This is a genomic window from Paenibacillus sp. IITD108 (assembly GCF_036541265.1).
Taxonomy (GTDB): Bacteria; Bacillota; Bacilli; order Paenibacillales; family Paenibacillaceae; genus Pristimantibacillus.
In genome coordinates, this window is sequence record NZ_JAZHCT010000022.1 from 59,577 (window position 1) to 80,401 (window position 20,825).

Annotated in this window: 10 protein-coding genes; 8 read left to right on the forward strand and 2 right to left on the reverse strand. The window is 47.4% G+C overall.

Annotated features, from left to right (window positions below):
* Positions 1 to 71 precede the first annotated feature (71 nt).
* Positions 72 to 1,574 carry a sensor histidine kinase gene (locus tag V1L65_RS18810; RefSeq protein ID WP_331700770.1) on the reverse strand — a complete coding sequence of 501 codons (1,503 nt, stop codon included), beginning with the start codon at positions 1,572 to 1,574 and terminating at the stop codon, positions 72 to 74.
* A gap of 116 nt (positions 1,575 to 1,690) precedes the next feature.
* On the opposite strand from V1L65_RS18810, the gene V1L65_RS18815 reads away from it, so the two are divergent.
* The 8 genes from V1L65_RS18815 to V1L65_RS18850 all read left to right on the forward strand — a co-directional run bounded on the left by V1L65_RS18815 (position 1,691) and on the right by V1L65_RS18850 (position 18,524).
* Complete coding sequence (locus tag V1L65_RS18815) at positions 1,691 to 3,040, forward strand: ABC transporter substrate-binding protein (protein ID WP_331700771.1); 1,350 nt, start codon at positions 1,691 to 1,693, stop codon at positions 3,038 to 3,040.
* Positions 3,041 to 3,202: 162 nt separating this feature from the next.
* Complete coding sequence (locus V1L65_RS18820) at positions 3,203 to 4,090, forward strand: carbohydrate ABC transporter permease (protein WP_331700772.1); 888 nt, start codon at positions 3,203 to 3,205, stop codon at positions 4,088 to 4,090.
* A gap of 24 nt (positions 4,091 to 4,114) precedes the next feature.
* Complete coding sequence (locus tag V1L65_RS18825; protein WP_331700773.1) at positions 4,115 to 4,996, forward strand: carbohydrate ABC transporter permease; 882 nt, start codon at positions 4,115 to 4,117, stop codon at positions 4,994 to 4,996.
* A gap of 552 nt (positions 4,997 to 5,548) precedes the next feature.
* On the forward strand, positions 5,549 to 6,979 hold the full coding sequence (locus V1L65_RS18830) for a sulfatase family protein (RefSeq protein WP_331700774.1): 1,431 nt from the start codon (positions 5,549 to 5,551) through the stop codon (positions 6,977 to 6,979).
* A gap of 161 nt (positions 6,980 to 7,140) precedes the next feature.
* Entirely contained in the window at positions 7,141 to 7,785 is a 645-nt protein-coding gene (locus V1L65_RS18835; protein WP_331700775.1) for a carbohydrate-binding family 9-like protein, read from the forward strand.
* Between the two features lie 479 nt (positions 7,786 to 8,264).
* The gene (locus V1L65_RS18840; RefSeq protein ID WP_331700776.1) at positions 8,265 to 10,043 is read left to right on the forward strand and encodes an S-layer homology domain-containing protein; all 1,779 of its coding nucleotides are present in this window, start codon (positions 8,265 to 8,267) and stop codon (positions 10,041 to 10,043) included.
* A gap of 24 nt (positions 10,044 to 10,067) precedes the next feature.
* The gene (locus V1L65_RS18845) at positions 10,068 to 13,979 is read left to right on the forward strand and encodes a discoidin domain-containing protein (protein ID WP_331700777.1); all 3,912 of its coding nucleotides are present in this window, start codon (positions 10,068 to 10,070) and stop codon (positions 13,977 to 13,979) included.
* 51 nt (positions 13,980 to 14,030) lie between these two features.
* Positions 14,031 to 18,524 carry a CBM96 family carbohydrate-binding protein gene (locus V1L65_RS18850; protein ID WP_331700778.1) on the forward strand — a complete coding sequence of 1,498 codons (4,494 nt, stop codon included), beginning with the start codon at positions 14,031 to 14,033 and terminating at the stop codon, positions 18,522 to 18,524.
* Between the two features lie 637 nt (positions 18,525 to 19,161).
* Here V1L65_RS18850 and hflX read toward each other — a convergent pair.
* Positions 19,162 to 20,427, reverse strand: a complete 1,266-nt coding sequence (gene hflX / locus V1L65_RS18855; RefSeq protein ID WP_331700779.1) for a GTPase HflX — start codon at positions 20,425 to 20,427, stop codon at positions 19,162 to 19,164.
* Between the last annotated feature and the right edge of the window lie 398 nt (positions 20,428 to 20,825).

Below are 20,825 nucleotides of genomic sequence, written 5' to 3' on the forward strand. Positions count from 1 at the left end.
TCTCCAGTTCCAATCTGGCTCTTCGTTTTCTTTTCTGCCGCTTTCAAAATTGTCTACAATGAATCGACAAGTTAAATAAGAGGCAGTAATATTTTGAATACGGTTCCTTTTTTCAGCTGGCTGTCCACTTCCATTTTTCCATTGTGTGCAGTTACGATTTTATGGCAGTAAGACAAGCCGACACCCCAATTCCGGGCGGATGATTTGGTTGAAAAGAAAGGTGAAAAAACATCTGTCAGATGTTCTCGAGCAATGCCGGGGCCGTTATCCTGTATCGATACAAAGCCCCAATCCTCTTGATCCTCTATCGTAATGACAATTGCGGCATCCTCTTGGCCTTGCAGCGCTTCAATCGCGTTAATAATGATATTGTAGTATACCTCGCACATATGGTTTTCATCGATAAACGCTTTTCTGCCCATAGATTCCCTTTTTACTGTAATTGGTATTTGTGCTTGTTCTGTCGATAGCTTCGCAATGGCTTTTTCAATAGGCACATGAAGCTTGATCGCCTTCAACGACAGCGAGATGCTGTTCAATTTGTTGGAAGCATCATTAATCGTTTGATAAGAATCAGCACAGGATTTCAAAATAAGCGACAAGCTGTACTGCGCTTCGGGATCGGAAGCGAACCGTTCCTTTAAAAATTCAGCCTCTGAACGAATGGCCAGCATATGGTTTTTTATAGAATGCGTAAAGGCTTTCACACCTAGCGAAGCTGTTTTAATTTTTTTATTAATATCTGCGTTAATGAATTTATCAAGCTTCTCCATAGAGGTATAGCGAGAAAATGTAAAAATCATGCTGCCGAGCGCAATAATAGAAATAATCGGAAACCAATTCATTTCATAAATAATATTGCTTATTTGCGGTTTCAAATAGTTGGGAAATTCTTTAAGATAAGTCGGTTTTACTAATATTTTTGGCGCCCATGAAAACATGATAATATGAATAACCGCAACTGGAAACAGGCAAACAATATGATATAACGTGTATCTGTGTAAAAAATGAACGCGATAATTTTTAATAAAATGAAGCCCCAGTAATACAAATGAAGTGAAGATAGCGGCATTTTTTAACCACAACGTAACGATATAAATAACATCTCTGTATCGATTAAACAGCAATCCCTGGTTAAAGCTCTGACTGTAAAAATGATCCTGCAAAGCCATGTTGAACGAAGGGTCGTAATAAATAATTTGTATGATCATTAAGAATACGATCGGGATATACAGGTATAAATTTTTTAGCTTGCGATGCCCCAACGTATACGAAATCGAAAAGAGCAGAAAGGAATAGCCGAATAAAATAATGCCTATGTTAAATAGGCGGATCAGCAGGTTAGGATCGAAATTTTCCAATACAAGCCGATTCCAGGAGCCAGGGCTGAAATCATAAAACTTGCTGACCTTATCGTAATACACATTGAATTTGCTTATATAAAAAATATAAGAAAAGAAGGATAGCATCCACCCCATAATAATGCCATACAGAAAATACGTGGACAGACTGGCCAGTTTTTTGTAGGTTAACACAACGGTGAACAGCAGTAAAACAATGGATAAATAAGTCATTTTCGCACGCCTTTCGTCAAAAGGGGGTATAAAAGATTCAACTTATGGATTACTAAAGAATGCGTTTACAATATAAATTGTAACGAAGTATAACATGTCTGAGAGGGGATTGCAAAATGAAAAAAAGCTGGTTATTACTATTATCTCTGACGCTGATTATCGGTTTATTGGCGGCGTGCTCCGGCGGGGGGAAAGCTCCAGAGAATACAAAGCCTGCGAATACAGAACAAAATGGTGCAGGCAATACGCCAAATAACAGCGGCTCCAAGACGGTGAATTTTACAGTGCCGGTGCTGCCTGACGATCTTGCTGCTTTTGAAACGGCTTACAAAGAGTTTGAGAAAGAAAATCCGAATATTAAAGTTAAGTTCATTACATTCCCGGCGAATCAGTATTACGAAAAACTTCGCATTCAATTGTCCGGTGGCGTAGAGTACGACTTGTTCGGTGGAGTGCTTGACTCCATGATTGACACTGGCATTATCGAACCGCTTGATGATTATATCAAAAATAACAATGTGGATGTTTCCGGTTACGGTGAAATGTTCGAGGGAATGAAGATCAACGGCAACTCCTATGGCTTGCCTTACCGCAAATCGAACTGGATGCTGTATTACAATAAAGATTTGTTTGATCAATTCCAAGTGCCGTATCCAAGCGATGATATGACATGGGACCAGTTCCGCGAGGTAGCGAAGCAAATGACGAAGGGCTCTGGACAAGACAAAATTTATGGTGCTTTCCTTCACACTTGGGCTCAAACATGGTATATGCAGGCTGTACAAGCTGGCGCAACGATTATTGACAAAGATATGGAGCCGTTCAAGAAAGCGCTTCAGTTCAGATTGGATATGGAAGCTGACGGTTCTATCATGAAATGGTCTGAGCAAATCGCTTCCGGCGCGCATTACAATGCGGCTTTCCAAAAAGGCAACATCGCAATGAACTTGATGGGCGACTGGCATGTGGCGCAGCTTAGAACGGCAGAAAAAGAAGGCAAAATCAGCTTTGACTGGGATGTAGTACCTATTCCGCATCCAGAAGGCGTAGAGAAAAATACAAGCCTGGAGCTTCCAGTAGCTTTGATGATTAACAAAAATTCTAAGCACAAGGAAGAAGCGTTTAAAGTGATTGAGTTTATGACAGGCAGCAAAGGCGCGGAAATTTTCGCAGGTCTTGGTTATTTGACAGGCTTCACGAATGACGCGGTAAGAGCGGCTTATGCGGGAGACAAATCGCAAAAGCCAGAGCATATCAATTACTTTAATGACGCAAAGGCAGTTCCAGAATATCCAATGCTTCCAGGCGTGAAAAACATTGTCGTTAACGGCATATTCAAGCAAGAAGGCGAGCTTGTGTTTGTTGGAGAGCAAACACCGGATGAAGCGATTGCCAAAATTGCTGAGCGTGTTGAAAAAGAGTGGGGCAGCATTTATGCGGATCAGTTCAAAATCGGTTCAAAATAATCGTCCCATAGGAGTCATTTTTTATAATGCAGCAATGCCAATTAGATTATGAAATTGACTCTAGATTAGTGAAATAGCGGATATCCATAGGCAAGCCTGCTGTTTATGACAGCTAAGAAGCGGCATGGTGCAGGCTTGCCCTTTGGTTAAGGAGTGTGCGGGATGCGCAAAAAAAGCTCGATGACAAGAAGAAATAGAATAACCGGCTATACATTTTTGTTGCCGAATATTATAGGATTTGCTTTGTTTGTATTTTTACCTGTATTGGCTTCATTTTTTATGAGCTTTACAGAATGGAATGGTTTTGGGCCGCTTAAGTTTGTAGGCCTAAGCAATTATATTAAATTATTTGAAGATGATAACTTCAAAATCTCTTTTATTAACAGTATAATTTTCACCATTATTTCTGTTCCGATTACTTTATTTTTAGCGCTTATCGTATCGGTTTGGCTCAACGCGGGCATTAAGTTTATTAAATTATTCCGTACAGCAGTATTTCTTCCGTATGTAACAGCAACAATTGCAGTTGCCGTAGTATGGCAGCTCATCTTGAACCCGAGTATGGGGCCGGTAAACAATATTTTGAGGAATATCGGCATTGATCAGCCGCCAGGCTGGTTCTCCGCATCCGCTTGGGCATTAGTATCGGTAGCTATCGTCTATATATGGCATTCGATCGGCTACTACATGGTTTTGTATTTAGCAGGGCTGCAAGGCATTCCTGATCATTTATATGAAGCTGCGGAGCTTGACGGCGCAGGAGCGGTTGCAAAGTTTTTCCGGATTACATTGCCGATGCTTTCCCCTATCATTTTCTTCACGGTCATTATGGGGGTCATTAACTCCTTTAAAGTATTTGACTTTATCTTTGTTCTGACGCAAGGAGGACCTGGCAGATCCACGCAGGTGCTTGTATACACCATATACAATGTAGCCTTTAAACAGTTCAGCTTCGGTTATGCTTCGGCTATGGCGTATGTACTGTTTATGCTCATCCTTGTCTTCACGTATTTGCAGTTTAAAGGTCAGAATAAATGGGTTAATTACTAGGCTTTATAGGAAGGAGCAGAACAGATGGAAGCTAGCATTGCAAAGCAAACGGGAGAGAACCGTTCATCTAAACAATCAATGAAGCGGTCGCAAACGATTAAACAATCGTTGCTGTATATTATTCTTACCATTACTTCGGCATTTATGGTGCTCCCTTTTGTATGGATGGTGTCATCATCGCTAAAAGCGGAGCATGAAATATTCGGATTCCCAATTAAGTGGATACCGGAAAAGTTTTATTGGAGCAACTATGTAGATGTATGGACGCAAATTCCATTTCATCTGTACTATCTGAATACGATAAAAATCGTTGTCATTACAATAGCAATTTTGCTGGTTACCTGTTCCATGGCGGGATACGCTTTTTCAAAAGTAAAATTTCCCGAGCGCGACGGATTGTTTTTCGTCTACCTGGCAACGATGATGATTCCTTATCAGGTGATGATGATTCCGCAATTCGTTCTAATGAAGCAATTCAACTTGATCGATTCGCATTGGGCGTTGATTTTGCTCGGCGCGGTCAGCCCGTTCGGCGTATTTTTGTTCCGCCAGTTTTTCTCTTCGATTCCTGACGAGCTGCTGGAGGCGGCTAGAATCGACGGGCTCAACGAGTTCGGCATTTATTTAAGAATCGTGCTGCCGCTGACGAAGCCGGCGATCGCTACATTGGTCATCTTCTCCTTTATGCATACGTGGAATGACTTTTTGGGACCGCTTATTTATTTGACTTCGGATAACTTGTATACCTTGCAGCTCGGTATGCAGCATTTTATCGGACAGTACAATACAGAGTATTCGCTGCTTATGGCAGCAGCAGTGTCATCGATCGTTCCTACAATAATTGTATATGTGCTGGCTCAGGACTATTTTGTAAAAGGTATCGTTGGTTCTGGCGTGAAAGGCTAGGGAACAGGCAAAGGCGGCGCAAGCTGCCTTTGCCTGTTTGAAAACTGATTATTTTGTCACGAATCTGGGAGACGCTATCTGTGAGCAAATACTCATCAGAGCTGCGTTTCACAGCTGAACGAGTACTCACACGCTAAGCTAACTTATGCGGGATAAGCTCTCACGCGCTAAAACTAACTTATGTGGGACAAGCTCTCACGCACTAAAACTAACTGTATTTCCTGTGTTTAGTTTTAAGGAATTTGGCTTTTTTGTGATTCTAAGGGGAAAAACTGCATTTAGTTTGACGCAATTCTCAAAAAATAGGGTAATTTGATAAAACTAGATGCATGAAATCCATTTAGAATCGTTTATTCGATAAAAAAGAAAAATCTAGATGCACAAAATGTACTTAGCTTCTACAAGCATTTGTCCAACCTTCATCTTATACTTTTCAACAAGCTCATTTCGCAGGATTAATCCTTATTATGAAGCTTCGCCGCTCTATGTTTGAGCAAATTATGGTTCTAGGCACCTTTACCCCAATAAGAGCCTGGCAGGAGGAAGATTAAATTGAAACAACCTAATATTATATATGTATTTGCAGATCAGTGGCGCAGGCAGGCAGTCGGATTTATGGAGCAGGATGAAGTGATAACGCCTCATATGGACCGGTTTGCGCAAGAGAGCGCCGTCTTTACCCAAGCAGTAAGCTGTACGCCGCTATGTTCGCCGCATCGGTCATCTTTAATGACGGGCAAATATGCTCTATCTACTGGAGTATATACCAATTGCAAAAACGGCCTATCGGTCATGCTGTCGCCAGAGGAAACAGGAATAGGCGATGCGCTGAAGGCGGGCGGTTATGAGACTGGTTATATCGGAAAATGGCATTTGGATTTGCCGGAGCAAAATGTAGAGCCGAATCCGGCTTCGGGAGCCAAGGAATGGGATGCCTATACGCCGCCGGGGCCTAAGCGCATGGGCTTTGATTATTGGTATTCTTACGGCACATTCGATGAACATTTGACACCGCATTATTGGAAGGACAGCCCGGAGCAAATTCAAATCAATGAATGGTCTGTCGCGCATGAGACAGATGTGGCGCTTGCTTTTATGGAAGAGAAGCGCCAGCAGGACAAGCCTTTTGCGCTGTTTCTTTCCTGGAACCCGCCGCACAGCCCTTTTGAATTAGTACCAGAAAAATATAAAGAGCTGTACAAGGATAAAACAATAGAGAAGCGCGCTAATGTGCAGATTGCAGATCCTTTCTTAGTGCACACTGGCGAGACGATTCCAGGCGGCGAAGAACAGTGGGAACGATCCGCCAAAGACTATTTCGCGGCAATTTCCGGCATTGACGAGCAGTTTGGCAGATTGCTGGAGTCGTTGAATAACTGGGGCATTGCGGAGCATACGATTGTCGTGCTTACTTCCGATCACGGCGAATTGCTCGGTTCTCATGGCATGTTCGCCAAGCATTCCTGGCATGAAGAATCGATCGGTGTGCCTTTTATGATCAGATGGCCGGAGCGGCTGCGTGCGCATGTATGCGAAGAAGTTTTGAACACCGTAGATATTATGCCGACATTGTTGGATTTGGCTGGATTGTCGATTCCGGGCACTGTACAAGGAAGCTCGGCAGCGCCATTGCTGCTGAACTCATCGCATGCTGAAAGTATAGGCGAAAGCACTGAGGAAAGAGCTGCTTTTATTAGTGCGTATCCCGGCAGGCTTGTCGCGATAAAGGAATTTGAAGAAGCGGGCCTCAACCATCTGGCTTATGGCTGGCGAGGCATTCGTTTTAAACGCTATTCCTACATTATAGACAATGGGTATGCTCCCGATTGTAAAACTCGGAGGCTGCTTTATGATTTGCAGGAGGACCCTTATCAGTTAAACCCGCTGCAGCTGGAGCATGCGTCAGAGCATGAAATAGCCGAGCAGCTCGAGCAAGAGATCCTCAAGCGGCTGAAGGAGCTTAATGATCCTTTTAAGATATGAGTATATAAAAGCACAGTGAATGATAGATGATTCATTGTTAGCTTGCTGCCTTATCTGCAATTAATCGACACGATTGCTATTGAATATTATATGCGGCTTTTCTTTCCTTCTGCTATGATAGGTAGAGAATCGCATTATGCTGTCGAGGAGAGGGAATGGACATGCAATATGAATGCAAGTATGTAGAAAATATAGTAGAAGCAGATTGGAATCTATTGCCTGACATAACGCTGCTGGATGTAGTAACAGGCGATAAGCCTCGTCTGCATACAAGCGTCCGGGCGTGCTGGTCGCAGGAAGGACTACATGTCCGCTTTGATTGTGAGGACGATCATATAATTGCCACCATGATTAATAGAGATGATCCGATATACAATGAAGACGTTGTCGAGGTGTTTATCGACACGACTGGTACAGGCTACAAGTATTTTGAATTTGAAGTCAGCCCACGCAATGTGATTTTCGATGCCAAAATCGAAATAACAGATATGGCGCGCGCTCAGGGGGAACGTCATTCAACGGGCACAGGCGATACATCCGATTATAAAACAGTTGATATTGCTTGGGACGCACATGGCATGCGTACATCGGTAGATAAGCTGTCTGAGGGACAATATCGTTATGAGCTTCATTTTCCGTTTGCTGACTTGGAAGCTGTGCCTGATGAAGGGACAGTGTGGAAATGGAATGCATATCGGATCGATGGGGATCAGAGCGGAAAGTTTCATTTTTGGGCATGGTCTCCGACAGGAGCAGTAAATTATCATGTTCCGAGCAAGTTTGGCGAGCTGAAGTTTGTTAAATAGACTATAGCTTGCAGCTGATAGTCGAGTATATTAATGGCGGTGCAGGGTTTGGATCCCTGCCCGCTTTTTTTTTATTTCATAATAAACTTGTAATTTTCACAGGTCGCAGAGCCGCTTAACCTCAAAATATAGGAAAGTATATGTTTTCAACTTATACTTGCTCCTATATTTCACCGAGAAACGGCACCTCCTTAGCCAAGGTCGCTCAGCGTTTCTACTTGGGAATGAAGCATTCTTGGCGATCACATAAAAAAATGACAACCTGACATAATAAATCTCCTCACTGTTTTGCTGGATATTCCAATAGTATACGAGGTGGAACAATTTCATTATTATTTTTGCACCAAAAATAGAAAGCGGTTTCAATAGGAGGTGGCCAAGTTGAATTAACACTTTAGGCAAAGGCTTTTGATAAAAAGCGGCATCGGGAGTTTAGCAGACTAGAGGCTCACGACCAATGAAAATCAGGAGGTGCTGGAATGGCCAAGCAATCAAGGCTTAATGCTACTTATCGCATAAAATTTTGGGTAAAGTTATCGCTTTGTTTAATACTCGTGGCCAGCGGATTGTTGCCAGGCGGAATTAGCGATGCGAAGGCTGAAGCGGGAATTACGGCAGCAGCCAGTGTGGCGGATCGCACCATAACGATAAAAGGGAGTATTGCTTCTGGCGAAGGCCGCGAAGTGACAGTTATCGTTACAAATCCGCGCGGAGAGGCCGAGTATTTGAATCAAATGACTAGCGGGGAAGACGGGCATTACCAGTTTGTGTTTACTTTAAATTCCGTTATAAATGGCGTTTATCAGGTTCGTGTTGGAGGGACAGGGATAGAAGAGCCATTGGAAACGACCTTCCGCATGAGTTCTGGACAACCAGGGTCGACTTCACCGCCTGCCGGAGGAATGGTGCCGGCGGATGCGAAATGGCATTCGTTCGGCGAAGGGGCGAGAGCCGGCGTGCAGTATAAAGCAAATGCAAACGAATTGCAAAATGGAATGACAGGGGAAGGCAAGCCCGCCCATAGACTGAACATGGACACAGATATGCTTGCGCACGGATTCGCGACCCTGCGGAACCAGGAAGAGAATGCTTCAGGCAACGGCGCAGGAAGCATTATGCGCATTATAGTGGAAAACACCTTGCCCGCTGTAGTCGTTAGCATGCCTGTTCATGCGCTTATCGAAGGGGCGAAGAAGACGTCTGATGCAATCGTAGTTATCCAAACTTTATCCGCAAGCTATCATTTGCCAATCGAACGGCTGGATTTGCAAGCATGGGTTAAAGATTGGAATACAGACGTTAATGCAGCGGACATCAATGTTGAGATTACGCTGGAACAGATGAGCGGAGGGAACAGCGGGAACAGCGGAAACAGCGGGGGCGGCGATATCGAGAAAGCTTTGTTGGCTCAAGAATTGAAACCGCTTACCGGAGCTTTTGGCTTCAAGCTTGTTATAACCTCACCAACAGGTGAAAGGGCGATAACTGATTATAACGGCGTCTATGTGGAACGGATGATTCATGTTCCGGTTGAAGTCGATTTTAATCGCAGCACGGGCGTGCTGTACGATCCGGTGACAAAGAATCTGAGCTTTGCCCCTACCTTATTCGAGATGATTGACGGCAAGCGGCAAGCAGTAATTAAACGTCCCGGCAACAGTATCTATTTGGTCGTGCATGGGGACAAGAGCTTCTCTGATATAGCCGCTCATTGGGCACGGGCCGATATCGAGCAATTAGCTTCAAAGCTGATCGTGCATGGCATGACGACTACCGCTTATGAGCCAGACGCCCCAATTACCCGCGCGCAGTTCGCGGCGTTGCTCGTAAGGGCGCTTGGTCTTGCGGAGCGATCGGCGACGGCCTCAGCTTTCCACGATGTGCGGCCGGATGACTGGCATGCCGGGACAGTAGCGGCTGCGGTGGACGCAGGACTGATTACAGGCTACGAGGATGGAACGTTCCGCCCGAACGAGCAGATTACGAGGGAGCAGCTGGCGGTTATGGCCGTTCGCGCGCTGAAGGCTGCCGGCAAGTCCGCATCTGTCCATGATAAGCGTCAGAATGAGCTGTTCATGACATTCAGCGATGCGGATGCGATCAGTGTGTGGGCTAGGGAAGTAGTTGCAGAAGCCATGCATGCAGGTGTAATGAACGGAATGGCAGATAATCGCTTTGAGGCGCGGAAGCAAGCGACAAGAGCGCAAGCCGCCGTTATGCTGAAGCGCTTGCTGCAATATGTCGAGTTCATCAATTAATAGCCGATAGAGGAGGCGATTTGCTTGAAGCTGCAACAATTACAACGCAAGAAGCTGCTGGCGATGATTATAACCGTCAGCCTTGTCATCGGAATGATGCCGCTGCCGCTCGTCAGCGCAGACGCTCCGGATTATGAAAGCTACAGCGGATTCGTAACACCGGAAATTCCGGTATTGCCCGCCGAAGAGGTTCATCCGAAGCTGTGGTTCAGCTCGGACGAGACCGCCGCGATTTACGCGAAGCGCAATGCGGACGCTTATGCGCAGTCGCTATGGAATTCCATCTCCGGCAGCCCGTACTTAACGATGGCGCTGCCGAATGCGCCAACGGCGGGCTGTGCCTCGGATTCATTGCATAGCTATTACGGCGATATGGCGAGAATCGCCAAGTATAACGCGTTCATGTTCATTATGGAAGGGAATGAGATGCATAAGACTCGAGCAATTGCCTCATTGCTTCGAGCATTTGACGGCCCGATATACGATTGCGATCCCGTCGCATCCAGCAGTCCTGTCGATGAAACGTACCGCGCATTATGGGTGCAAAATTTTGCTGCGGCTTATGACTGGGTGCAAGGCGAATTGACGGCGGAGCAAGACCAGGCAATCAGGAGCCGCTTGGCCAAAGAAGCTGACCTCACCCACGATATGATTCATATTTGGGGACCGAGGCCGCATAATCACCGTTCCAAGCCGGCATGGGGACTCGGCTCGCTTGCTTTGGTCATGTCGGATCACGAGGATGCGTCCAAATGGCTGAAGAAAGCGCTGGAGATGGCGAATACAAATACGAAATATTTTTTCAGCTCTGACGGCGTATATCGCGAAGGCTCGCAATATTATATCTACTCCCATATAAACTTCTTGCCCTTCCTGTATCATTACAAAAATGTATCCGGCGTTGACTTGTTCCAAGTGTTCAAGCCTGCATTCGAATGGGAATTCCATGTCTCCAATAACAATGGCTGGATGCCGAACTTCGCGGACTCCTATATCAGACACAACCATTTGAGTATGGTAGCCAGCCAGTTTATGACAGAGGATGATGCGACGACGCTGCACGAGACTGCGAAGTGGGGAAATCTGTTCCAGTGGAGATATATGACGGCCGACAAATCGCCTTGGGGCGGCGAGTTCGGCAATAATACGGGCGCAAGCTACGATGACACGATGGACTTAGACCGGTATTTGACCTATGATCCTTCCATTGAACCGATTGCTCCGACCGGCACGGGCACTTCCTTCTTTAATGAAGGCGGGCAGACGATTTTTAGGAATAACTGGGCGGTTGGCGATCCTTCGACCCGCTATTTGCTGTTCCAGGGCGTAGCGGATATGGATAATCATAACCACTTTGATCAGTTGAGCTTCATTATTCACGCGCAAAATCAAATGATGGCCAGCGACGCGGGCTACAGCCGATCCAGCTATGGAGAAGCGATCAGACGCTCCTGGTATCGTACGGCGCCCGCTCATAATACGTTGACGATGGACGGCTATTGGCCAGTGGACATGGCTCAGAATGTAACGCCGGAATCAAAGTACAGCATCGACACCGATTTTTTTGATTTTCAGCAAAAGGAAGGTAGATACATTCAAATGACGAATGATCCAAGCGATTCGGAGAATGACTTGCTATTCCCGCCTGATAGCGAGAGCTTAGGCTATATTGAAAGAGCAGTCGCTTTTCCGAATGAGCAGTATTTCGTCGTTATCGATCAGGCAAGAACGAAGGATACGAGTGAGAGAAGCTTTGATCTTTATTTGCATGGCGGCCGGGGCAGCATGAGCGGAGAGGGCAATTTCCGGCAGTGGATATATGGCAATGACGCTTACGGCTCATCCTCCAAGCTATCGGCATGGATTTTTTCTGATGAAGCGGAATTGACGAATTGGAAAGGCGAAGTCAGCTATGTCAAGGATGACTATATAGAAGGCGATTATGTTAAAGCAACCGTTAATGCTGCGAGTGCCAATTTCATCCAAATATTAATTCCGCAGGCGATTACTGCTGCAATTCCGCAAGTAACGGAAATGAGCAACGGGCAGCGAGTCGGCGGAACGGTGGAAATGGACGGCTATATGGATACTTACCTTGTTCAGCAAGGATCGGATGTGGTGAGTCTTGGCGGATTGGCGACGGACGGGGATTTTGCGTACGCGCGCGACAATGGCCTTGTACAGCAGTATGCCGCGCGGGAAGCGGAGCAGCTCATCTATAACGGTGAACAATTGTTCCGTTCCTCGGAGCGGATTACGCTGGCGATGGACATAAGCAGCCGATCACAATACATCGGAAGGCTGTCTACGGATGATCCGGAATTAACGTATTCCGCAAGCTTTAAGCTGCCGGAAGGAAAAGTCGCTGAATCGGCTTCATTTAATGGGGCTGCGATAACAGTAAGCAGCGTGGACGGCTATGCACAGCTAGAGGCATTGACCGGTGAAGGCGAGCTTATTATCCGTATGGCGGACAGCGGGCATCAGGATACGGAAGCACCCTCCGCCATTAACGATCTAAGTGCGACAGCGCTTAGTCCGGATGCGGTGCAGCTGACATGGACGGCGCCGGGTAATGACGGTGAGATAGGAACAGCCGCGTTTTATGATGTCCGCTACAGCACTGCTCCGATTACAGACAGCAATTGGGAAGAAGCAGCGCTTGCGACTGGCGAATCTAAGCCTGCTGCGGCGGGATCGCCCGAAACGATGCGAATAAGCGGCTTACTATCAGATACGACTTATTATTTTGCCATGCGGGCAGGAGACGGATATCTCAATATGTCGCCTTTGTCCAATTCGGCAAATGCGACAACCGCATTCACTGAAGACCGGACGGCTCCCGGCATGATCACTGATTTAAGCGCAGCTGCTGCCGAACAAACGGGCGTTCAGTTGGCATGGACAGCACCTGGCAACGACGGCTATAGCGGCACCGCGGCGGCTTACGATGTCCGCTACAGCGCTTCGCCTATTATGAATGAAGCACAGTGGGAAGCAGCATCGCGGGCAAACGGCGAGCCCTCGCCTGAGATCGTCGGTACGAAGCAGGGTATGAATGTGACCGGACTCGCCGCCGGAAGAACCTATTTCTTCGCAATCCGCGCTGAGGACGAAGCGGGCAACGTCTCCAGCATTTCTAATCTGGTCTTGGCAGCGCTAGAGGATGGCCCTGGGCTTGATGCTTTGCGCGTCATTCGTGTGGCAGCAAGCAGCGATGACGGCAACGTGCCGTCCAATACGATTGATGGCGATTTCCAGACGAGATGGTCGGCGCTAAGCACAGGCGATCTGGGCAATCGCGAGCCGCAATGGATCGAGTTCGACCTGGGTGGCGAACAAAAGCTGCACTATATGAAAATCGCTTATGCCAGCGGGAATGTCAGAAAGTCATTTTTCGATATGGAGATATCGATGGACGGCCAGAACTGGACCAGAGTGATGCAAAATGTGGAGTCGAGCGGCATGACGCTTGGTTTTGAAACGTATGAGCTGGGCGAACGAAACGCAAGATTCGTCAGACTGATCGGCTACGGCAATTCTTCAAGCGGCTGGAACAGTGTAACAGAAGTAGAAATTTACGGTGAGACTCTTGTCGAGCTGACGCCTGTAACGATCGAGCGGGTTAACTTTACAAACTACAAGGGCGAGCCGGTAACGAAGCTTATCCCTTCCAGCTTCTTAAAGGTTAATATGCAAATTCGCAGCAATCAGGATGAAGTGAGAGAGCTGTCTACGATCATCGCCTTATACCGGCCTGATCACACGATTGAGAAGCTTGCTGTCGTCACAAGTGAAGCGGAAGGCTGGCAAACGGTAAGCTCGGGAGGCGGTTTTACGCTGCCCGCGCAGTTGGAGGGCTACTATGTAAAAGTATTTGTATGGGACAGCATGGATAGTATGCAGCCGCTTGGCGAGGCGATCATGTTCCCATAAATGTAATTCAGAGGACGGCCTGTTTGGAAATAATGCTTGGGAGGAACGTCGATGAATAAGCTATGGAAAGCGCGATTAAGCGTATTGTTATGTTTGTCGTTAATCGCAGGTCTTTTGTCTTCACTCGCCATGGAGAAGGCAGCTGCTGCGGAGCCGGTAACGGAAACGATAGCCCCTTCGGATGATGCGGCGATCGACATAACCGCAAAGGATACTAATTTCAGCGATAACACAGGCGGTTCAATTGGAATATTCAATTTGAAGCGAAATCGGGCGCAAAGCGAGGTTCCGACACAAGCCCGCTTAGGCTTTTACAAGTTTCCAGTAACCGATGCCGCGCAGGTTGAGTCGGCCCAGTTCAAATTAACTGGGAAAATCGGCAGCAACCCTCCAGCTGAAGGCGTTACCTTTACGGTATACGGAATAGTGAATGACGCGTGGTCGGAGTCGAATCTTACCTGGAATACGGCAAGCAATATCGATCCGTCGACAGGCGACATAAGCGGTGCCGGCGTAAGCGCGTTTGAGCTGGGCACCTTTAATATAGCGGCCAATCAGACAGCTGAAATCCACTATGTCATTGATGCGACTGATTTCGTGAACAACTACGGGGTTGATGGCTACGTTACGTTTATTGTAGCGGATGTTGGCGGAGCGAACGGCAATGTCAGCCTGTATACGAAAGAGAACACAAGTGCTTCCCGGCATCCTGAATTAAGGCTGACAAGGCAAGGGAACACTGAGCCGGAGCCGCCTGGCTCTACAGCAACTAAGCTTGAAGTGCTGGAAGTAACTGCGAGCGGGCATGATGGCAACTTTCCGGAAAATACGCTTGACGATGATCTGAACACGCGCTGGTCCGCCCAGAGCGCATTGATCGACGGGGAGCGTACGGGACAATGGATTCAATACGATCTCGGCAGCGTGAAGACAGTCGGTTATCTGGGCATAGCTTTCGCCAGCGGCGATCGGAGAAGCACCTTCTTCGACATTAAATTGTCGCTTGACGGCGTAAACTTCACCAAGGTATTCGAGGGGCAGAGCGGCGGCACGACGCTTGGTTTGGAGCCATTCGACGTAGCCGATCAGGATGCCCGGTATGTAAGGATTACAGGGTACGGCAACACTGCGAATTTGTGGAACAGCTTGACGGATGTGCATATTTATCCGCCGCACCCGGACGGATTAGTGCTCGCGGATTTGAATCCGCCGCCGCCCGAAGTTCCGGGAGACACGACGCCTTACACGATTGCGGGCATGTTCGACAACAAGGGCAATCCTTATCCGCTGCATACACCTAATGCGGTTACGGGATCGACCATTAATGTGACCGACCCGAGTTATGGCGCAATACCGGACGACGGGCTGGACGATACAGCCGCAATCAATGCGGCAATTGCGGCGGCGCTGCCGGGTGACGAGATTTATTTTCCGAATGGCACGTATGACTTGATCAGCACGCTATCTAATGACGCCACCTCGCATATCGCTTTGAAAAACGGCGTTAATATGCGGGGAGAAAGCCAGTCTGGAGCGATTCTAAGATCCCATTTTGACAGAAATACCGCCAACAGCAAGGTGATGAACGCATTCGGCCTGCATGATATCGTCATCTCCTATCTGACGCTTACTTCAACGTTTGACGGACCTTATTCAACTAATCATCAGGCGAATAATCCCGATCGCGGCGGTCCGGAGAATATGATTTATATTGAGGATCGCTTGAATCAGCCTTCTTATAATATAACGATTGATTCTGTTACGATTGAGAAGTTTCAGCGTATGGGAGTAAGAATCAGCAAAAGCCGGGATGTCGTTGTCAAAAATTCACTTTTTCAGAACGCGACCGATGTAGGCGGCGGCGGAGCGGGCTACGGGGTTTCGATTCAAGGAATAGCGAAGGTTGACCGGCTTGGCTATGCCAATGATTCCAGACATAATGTGGTGGAGAACAGCCAGTTTGTCGGGCCATATATGCGCCACGGCGTCCTTATTCAGTTCTATTCGCATAATAATGAGGTTCGGCATAATGATTTTGACGGCATGCGGCTGGACGCCATTGACCTGCACGGAGAAGATGAATATTTGAACAGAATTGACAGCAATCAGATTACCGGCGTTCTGACTGGCGCGGGAATCGCGCTGGGTAATACCGGCGGCGCAGCGCCAAGCAATCATGACGCTTCGGGACCGTTCAATCATATCGTCAATAATACGATAACCAATTCCCGTGAAGGGATAAAGGTTCATCTCGGCTCGCCGGACACATTGATTGAAGGGAACACGATTAGCGGAACGACAGAGCCGAGCAGTTCTAAAGGCATTTATATTCAAAACGCGCCGCGCACAATCATTCGAAATAATACGATTACGAACAATACAGCGAGCGGTTTTTGGGGAATTGTGCTGGAACACGATAATGGCGACGCAAATGCAGGTAATGTCGGGAAAGGCGACCCTGAAGACATTGTAATTGAAGGCAACACTATTACTGGCAACAGCAACGGAGTGAGAATCGACGCAGGCACCTACACGCTGGCTGCAAGTAATACGATCAGCGGCAATTTGGGCGTGGACTTCGTTGATAATGTCAGCGAAAACATACCGGAGGAGCCGGAGCCATTTCCGGTGCCCGATCCGGTCATTGAGGGAAATAAGGTAACGATTACGGCAATGGCGGACAGTATGATCCGGGATGGTGCCGCGTATACGAATATGAATTTTGGCACGGAAACGATGATGAAGATCAAAGAGAGAGTTGCGCCGAACAGCGGGTATGAGCGCCGGGTGTTTCTCAAATTTGATCTCGATTCGTTGAATGGCGAGATCGAGTCGGCAACTTTAATGTTGTACAACAACAAGCTGGAATCCGGCAACCCGGATGGGTATCACGTAACTGCGCAAGGCATCGAGGACGATAGCTGGACGGAAATGAAAATAACCGAGGCTAACCAGCCGCAGTCAGCGACCGATCTGGACAACGTTCATGTTACGCAGAACGAAGCTTATGTGGAGTTCGACGTTACTGACTTCGTCAGCGCACAAACAGACGGAATCGCTTCATTCCGCTTGGTTGGCGTTGAAGACAATTTGGGCGCGGATTACGCTTCAAGGGAAAATACGAGCCTGAACATGCCGCCGCTGCTGGTCGTCACTTTAAAGCAGCCAGCCGAGGAGCTGACGAGTATTCGTATAGCTGATGTTCCGCCGCTGGTGGCGGGCGGAGACGGTTATCAGGCGCAAGTTATCGGTGTATTCAGCGATGGGACGGAGCGGCCGATTGTTCCGGGAGTTGAATTCAGCATGAGTCATCCGCAAGCTGCAGCAGTATCTTCTGACGGGCTGATAACTCCTCTTGCCGCCGGCACGACGAAAATTATCGCGACGTATGGCGAATATACAGCTGAGCAGCTCGTTCATGTATACGCATATTATTATGAGGCGACCGCGAAGGACGATACGTACGTCAGGACGGGACTTGCGGCTCAAGGGAAACAGCCGACGATGAACATTAAGAGCAACTCATCGGGCTCGGATGTTCGCCGGGCATATTTGAAGTTCGAATTGCCTGAAGAATATGATTTTATGGTTGACCGGGCTGTCGTTAAAGTATTCGTTACCGAGCTTGAGTCCAGTACGCCATCTGATGGCTACCAAATTACGATATTTGGTTTAAATGACGACACATGGAATGAAGCAGAGCTTGTGCATGACAACCAGCCTGCCGCTGCCGCCGCTGCTGTGGCGCTATCCACTGTGCAGGTCAACAGCGTTGTCGCTGGAACATACATCGAGTTCGATGTAACGGAGTTTGTGAGGGAACAGAAGGATGAAGCGGCAAGCTTCTTCATTCAATCAGCAGGTCCGGCGAGCAGGGGAGCTCACTATGCGGCCAAGGAGCATGAGCTTGGCAAGCCGCCGCTGCTCGTTATTACTCAGGAAGCCGCCGCGCCTCCCGCACAGGTTGCCGTGAAATCGGGCAATGGCGTAGCAGAACTGACATGGTCGAAGGTGAGCTCAGCAGTTACTTATAAGGTGATGAGAAGCGTCCAGGCGGATGGGCCTTACGAGGTTGTGGGTGAAACTTCCACGCTTCAGTATAAGGACCGCGGATTAATTAATGGAGTTGACTATTATTATGTCGTTACCTCTGTTAACAAAAATGGCGAGAGCGAGCCTTCCGCTCCGGTAAGGGCGTTACCGGCATATCCGATCACGATGGGCACACCTAGGTTTACGAATGGGGAAGGCGATCCCGTATCTGCTTTGCATGGCGGCGGATTTTTGCGAACAGTGGCCGATTTGACTAATATTACTGAGGAAGCGCAGTCCGTTACTTTTATCGTTGCGCTTTACAATGGCACAACTATGGATTCGCTGGCATACGTGGAGAAGAGTATCGGTGCGGGGAAGACGGCCACTTTCGAAACGGGCTTTCATTTGCCGGACAATCCGTCAGGTTATTACGTGAAGCTATTCGTTTGGGACAGCTTTAGCGGAATGGTTCCGGTGTCCGACCCTATCATATTCCCGGCTGAAGGTTGATTGGAATAAAGGACCCATGGGCTGACAGGATAAATATGCACAATCTTGAAATAGTTAATGAAATAGGCCTTACGGTTGCCAGAAGCGCTAATATACAGTAATCAGCTCATTCCAAAAAGCTAACGGTTGTAAGAAGCCTTATTTGCCTAAATTCCAGCATAAATAGGGCAAAAGTTCACACATAGCGCAACTTACAACCGTTACAGTTTAAAAAACCTCATTTTTCACGAAATAGCGCTTCCCACAACCGTTACAGGTTGAGACTGTTGGACATGTGTGCTGAGCCTTTCCTTTTTTCGCCTTTATCCACAATGAATGGACAGTCTTTTGAGGTTCGTTAGGTTATTAAAAGCTACGAAGCCGTGTTGCTCCTGAAATCTAATGAAGAATAGCATAACGCACCTGATCTCCATTAAAAAATCAAATCGGCAGATTTTGGCCTAATAGCGCATTGTAGTAGGGTGTCGATTAATTGCAGATAAGGGCAATAAGCAAACGAAAGGGATGTTACTGCGATCAAGGCTGGGATTCCGACCGCTGTTGTAGTCCAATTTTTTTCTTTTTGCTTGCCTATCGTTGCCCACAATTAATCGACATCGTCAGGCGTTAAGCACGTTCTCTTCAAATCAGCAAACAGCTACAATAAGGTTACATACTCTTTGTATTTCTCAAAATCCGCGATCCGGCACTCTAGCCTCATACGCGTGCCTTCTTCCTCATAGCTCATTTCTTGGACATGGCCATTTTCGTTGAAGAAGGATACCAGTCGTCCTTGATCGTAAGGGACGAGCAGATCATACGTTTTATAATCATGAAATACATGCTTGCGAATCAGCTCGACAAGCTCATCCAAGCCGCTTCTTTCGCGAACCGACATGTACAGCACTGGCTCCTTGACGCGAGGGTAGGGCTGATTGGTGAGGTCGCACTTATTGTAGGCGTAAACAACAGGTATGTGATCAGCGCCTAGGTCTCTTAGCGTTTCCTCGGTAACTTTGATCAGCTGCTCGTAATCGTCATGGGAATAATCAACGACGTGGATGAGCAGATCAGCTTCCGTCACTTCCTCTAGCGTGGAGCGAAACGCCTTGACCAGATGGTGAGGAAGCTGACTTACAAAGCCTACAGTGTCAGTTAATAAAAAAGATTTGTGATCCGGCAGCCCGATGCTTCTTACGGACGTTTCCAGAGTAGCAAACAGCATATCCTTTACAAATACTTGCTTGGTAGTCTGGCCGTCGAACTTTTCGATCATTGCGTTCATAAGGCTTGATTTGCCCGTATTCGTATAGCCGACCAGGCAGACGACGGGCACTTCTGTTTTATGGCGCTGCTTGCGCTGCACCTTTCTGACAGCTACGAGCTTCTCCAAATCGGCTTGCAGCATCGATATTCTCTCCTCGATCCGTCTGCGATCCAGCTCCAGCTTGGTTTCGCCGGCACCTCTGTTTCTGAGCCCTGCGCCGCCGCCCTGTCTGCCAAGCGAAGCGCGCAGTCCTACTAAGCGCGGCAGCATATATTGCAAGCGCGCAACCTCGACCTGAAGCTGTGCTTCACGTGTTTTGGCGCGATCGGCGAATATATCCAGTATAAGAATGGTGCGGTCAATAACCGTACATTCCAAAGCAGCCTCCAAATTGCGTATTTGCGAAGGAGACAGCTCATCATTGCAAATAACAACCTCAGCTTCGTGTGCCTCCATTAGCGCAATAATTTCTTGTATTTTTCCGCTGCCAACATAATGGCCCGGATGAGGGCGTTCCACTTTTTGATGAAGCTCGGCAACGACGTTAATATCGCATGCTTCCGCGAGATTGTTAAGCTCCTGCATGGAATAGGCAAAATCACCTTGCAGCTGAGTTTCCACGCCAACAAGTATGGCGTTATATTTTTTTTCATGCATATATAAATCCTCCTCGAATAACCCGGTTAACAGGGTATGAAATGATGGTGCGCAACAACAAAAAAGCACAGGCATGTTCAGCCTGTGCAGCATTAATCGTTAGAGGATTCAGAATACATCATCTCACAGTGACATTCGTATCAAATATGGACGATAAACGTCAATATTATACATAAAGCCGCACGATTATGGCATACGATAGTATGCGCATAGCATCGTCCGGATATGAATCCAGCTAATCGCTGCGCAGCATGCTAAAGTGCATAATCCCGCATATGAGAGTGATAGGCATATATAGACAGAGCTATCCTGAGTCCCCTGCACAGAGCAGAGTAAGTGCTGTTCGATTAGATGCGCACAGACCTTAAGCGGATAGAATCTATCATGTATATAAGCCT

Coding starts and splice junctions, on each gene's coding strand:
- V1L65_RS18810 (WP_331700770.1), bottom strand. CDS start 1,574: ATGACTTATTTATCCATTGTTTTACTGCTGTTCACCGTTGTGTTAACC.
- V1L65_RS18825 (WP_331700773.1), top strand. CDS start 4,115: ATGGAAGCTAGCATTGCAAAGCAAACGGGAGAGAACCGTTCATCTAAA.
- V1L65_RS18850 (WP_331700778.1), top strand. CDS start 14,031: ATGAATAAGCTATGGAAAGCGCGATTAAGCGTATTGTTATGTTTGTCG.
- V1L65_RS18835 (WP_331700775.1), top strand. CDS start 7,141: ATGCAATATGAATGCAAGTATGTAGAAAATATAGTAGAAGCAGATTGG.
- V1L65_RS18840 (WP_331700776.1), top strand. CDS start 8,265: ATGGCCAAGCAATCAAGGCTTAATGCTACTTATCGCATAAAATTTTGG.
- hflX (WP_331700779.1), bottom strand. CDS start 20,427: ATGCATGAAAAAAAATATAACGCCATACTTGTTGGCGTGGAAACTCAG.
- V1L65_RS18815 (WP_331700771.1), top strand. CDS start 1,691: ATGAAAAAAAGCTGGTTATTACTATTATCTCTGACGCTGATTATCGGT.
- V1L65_RS18820 (WP_331700772.1), top strand. CDS start 3,203: ATGCGCAAAAAAAGCTCGATGACAAGAAGAAATAGAATAACCGGCTAT.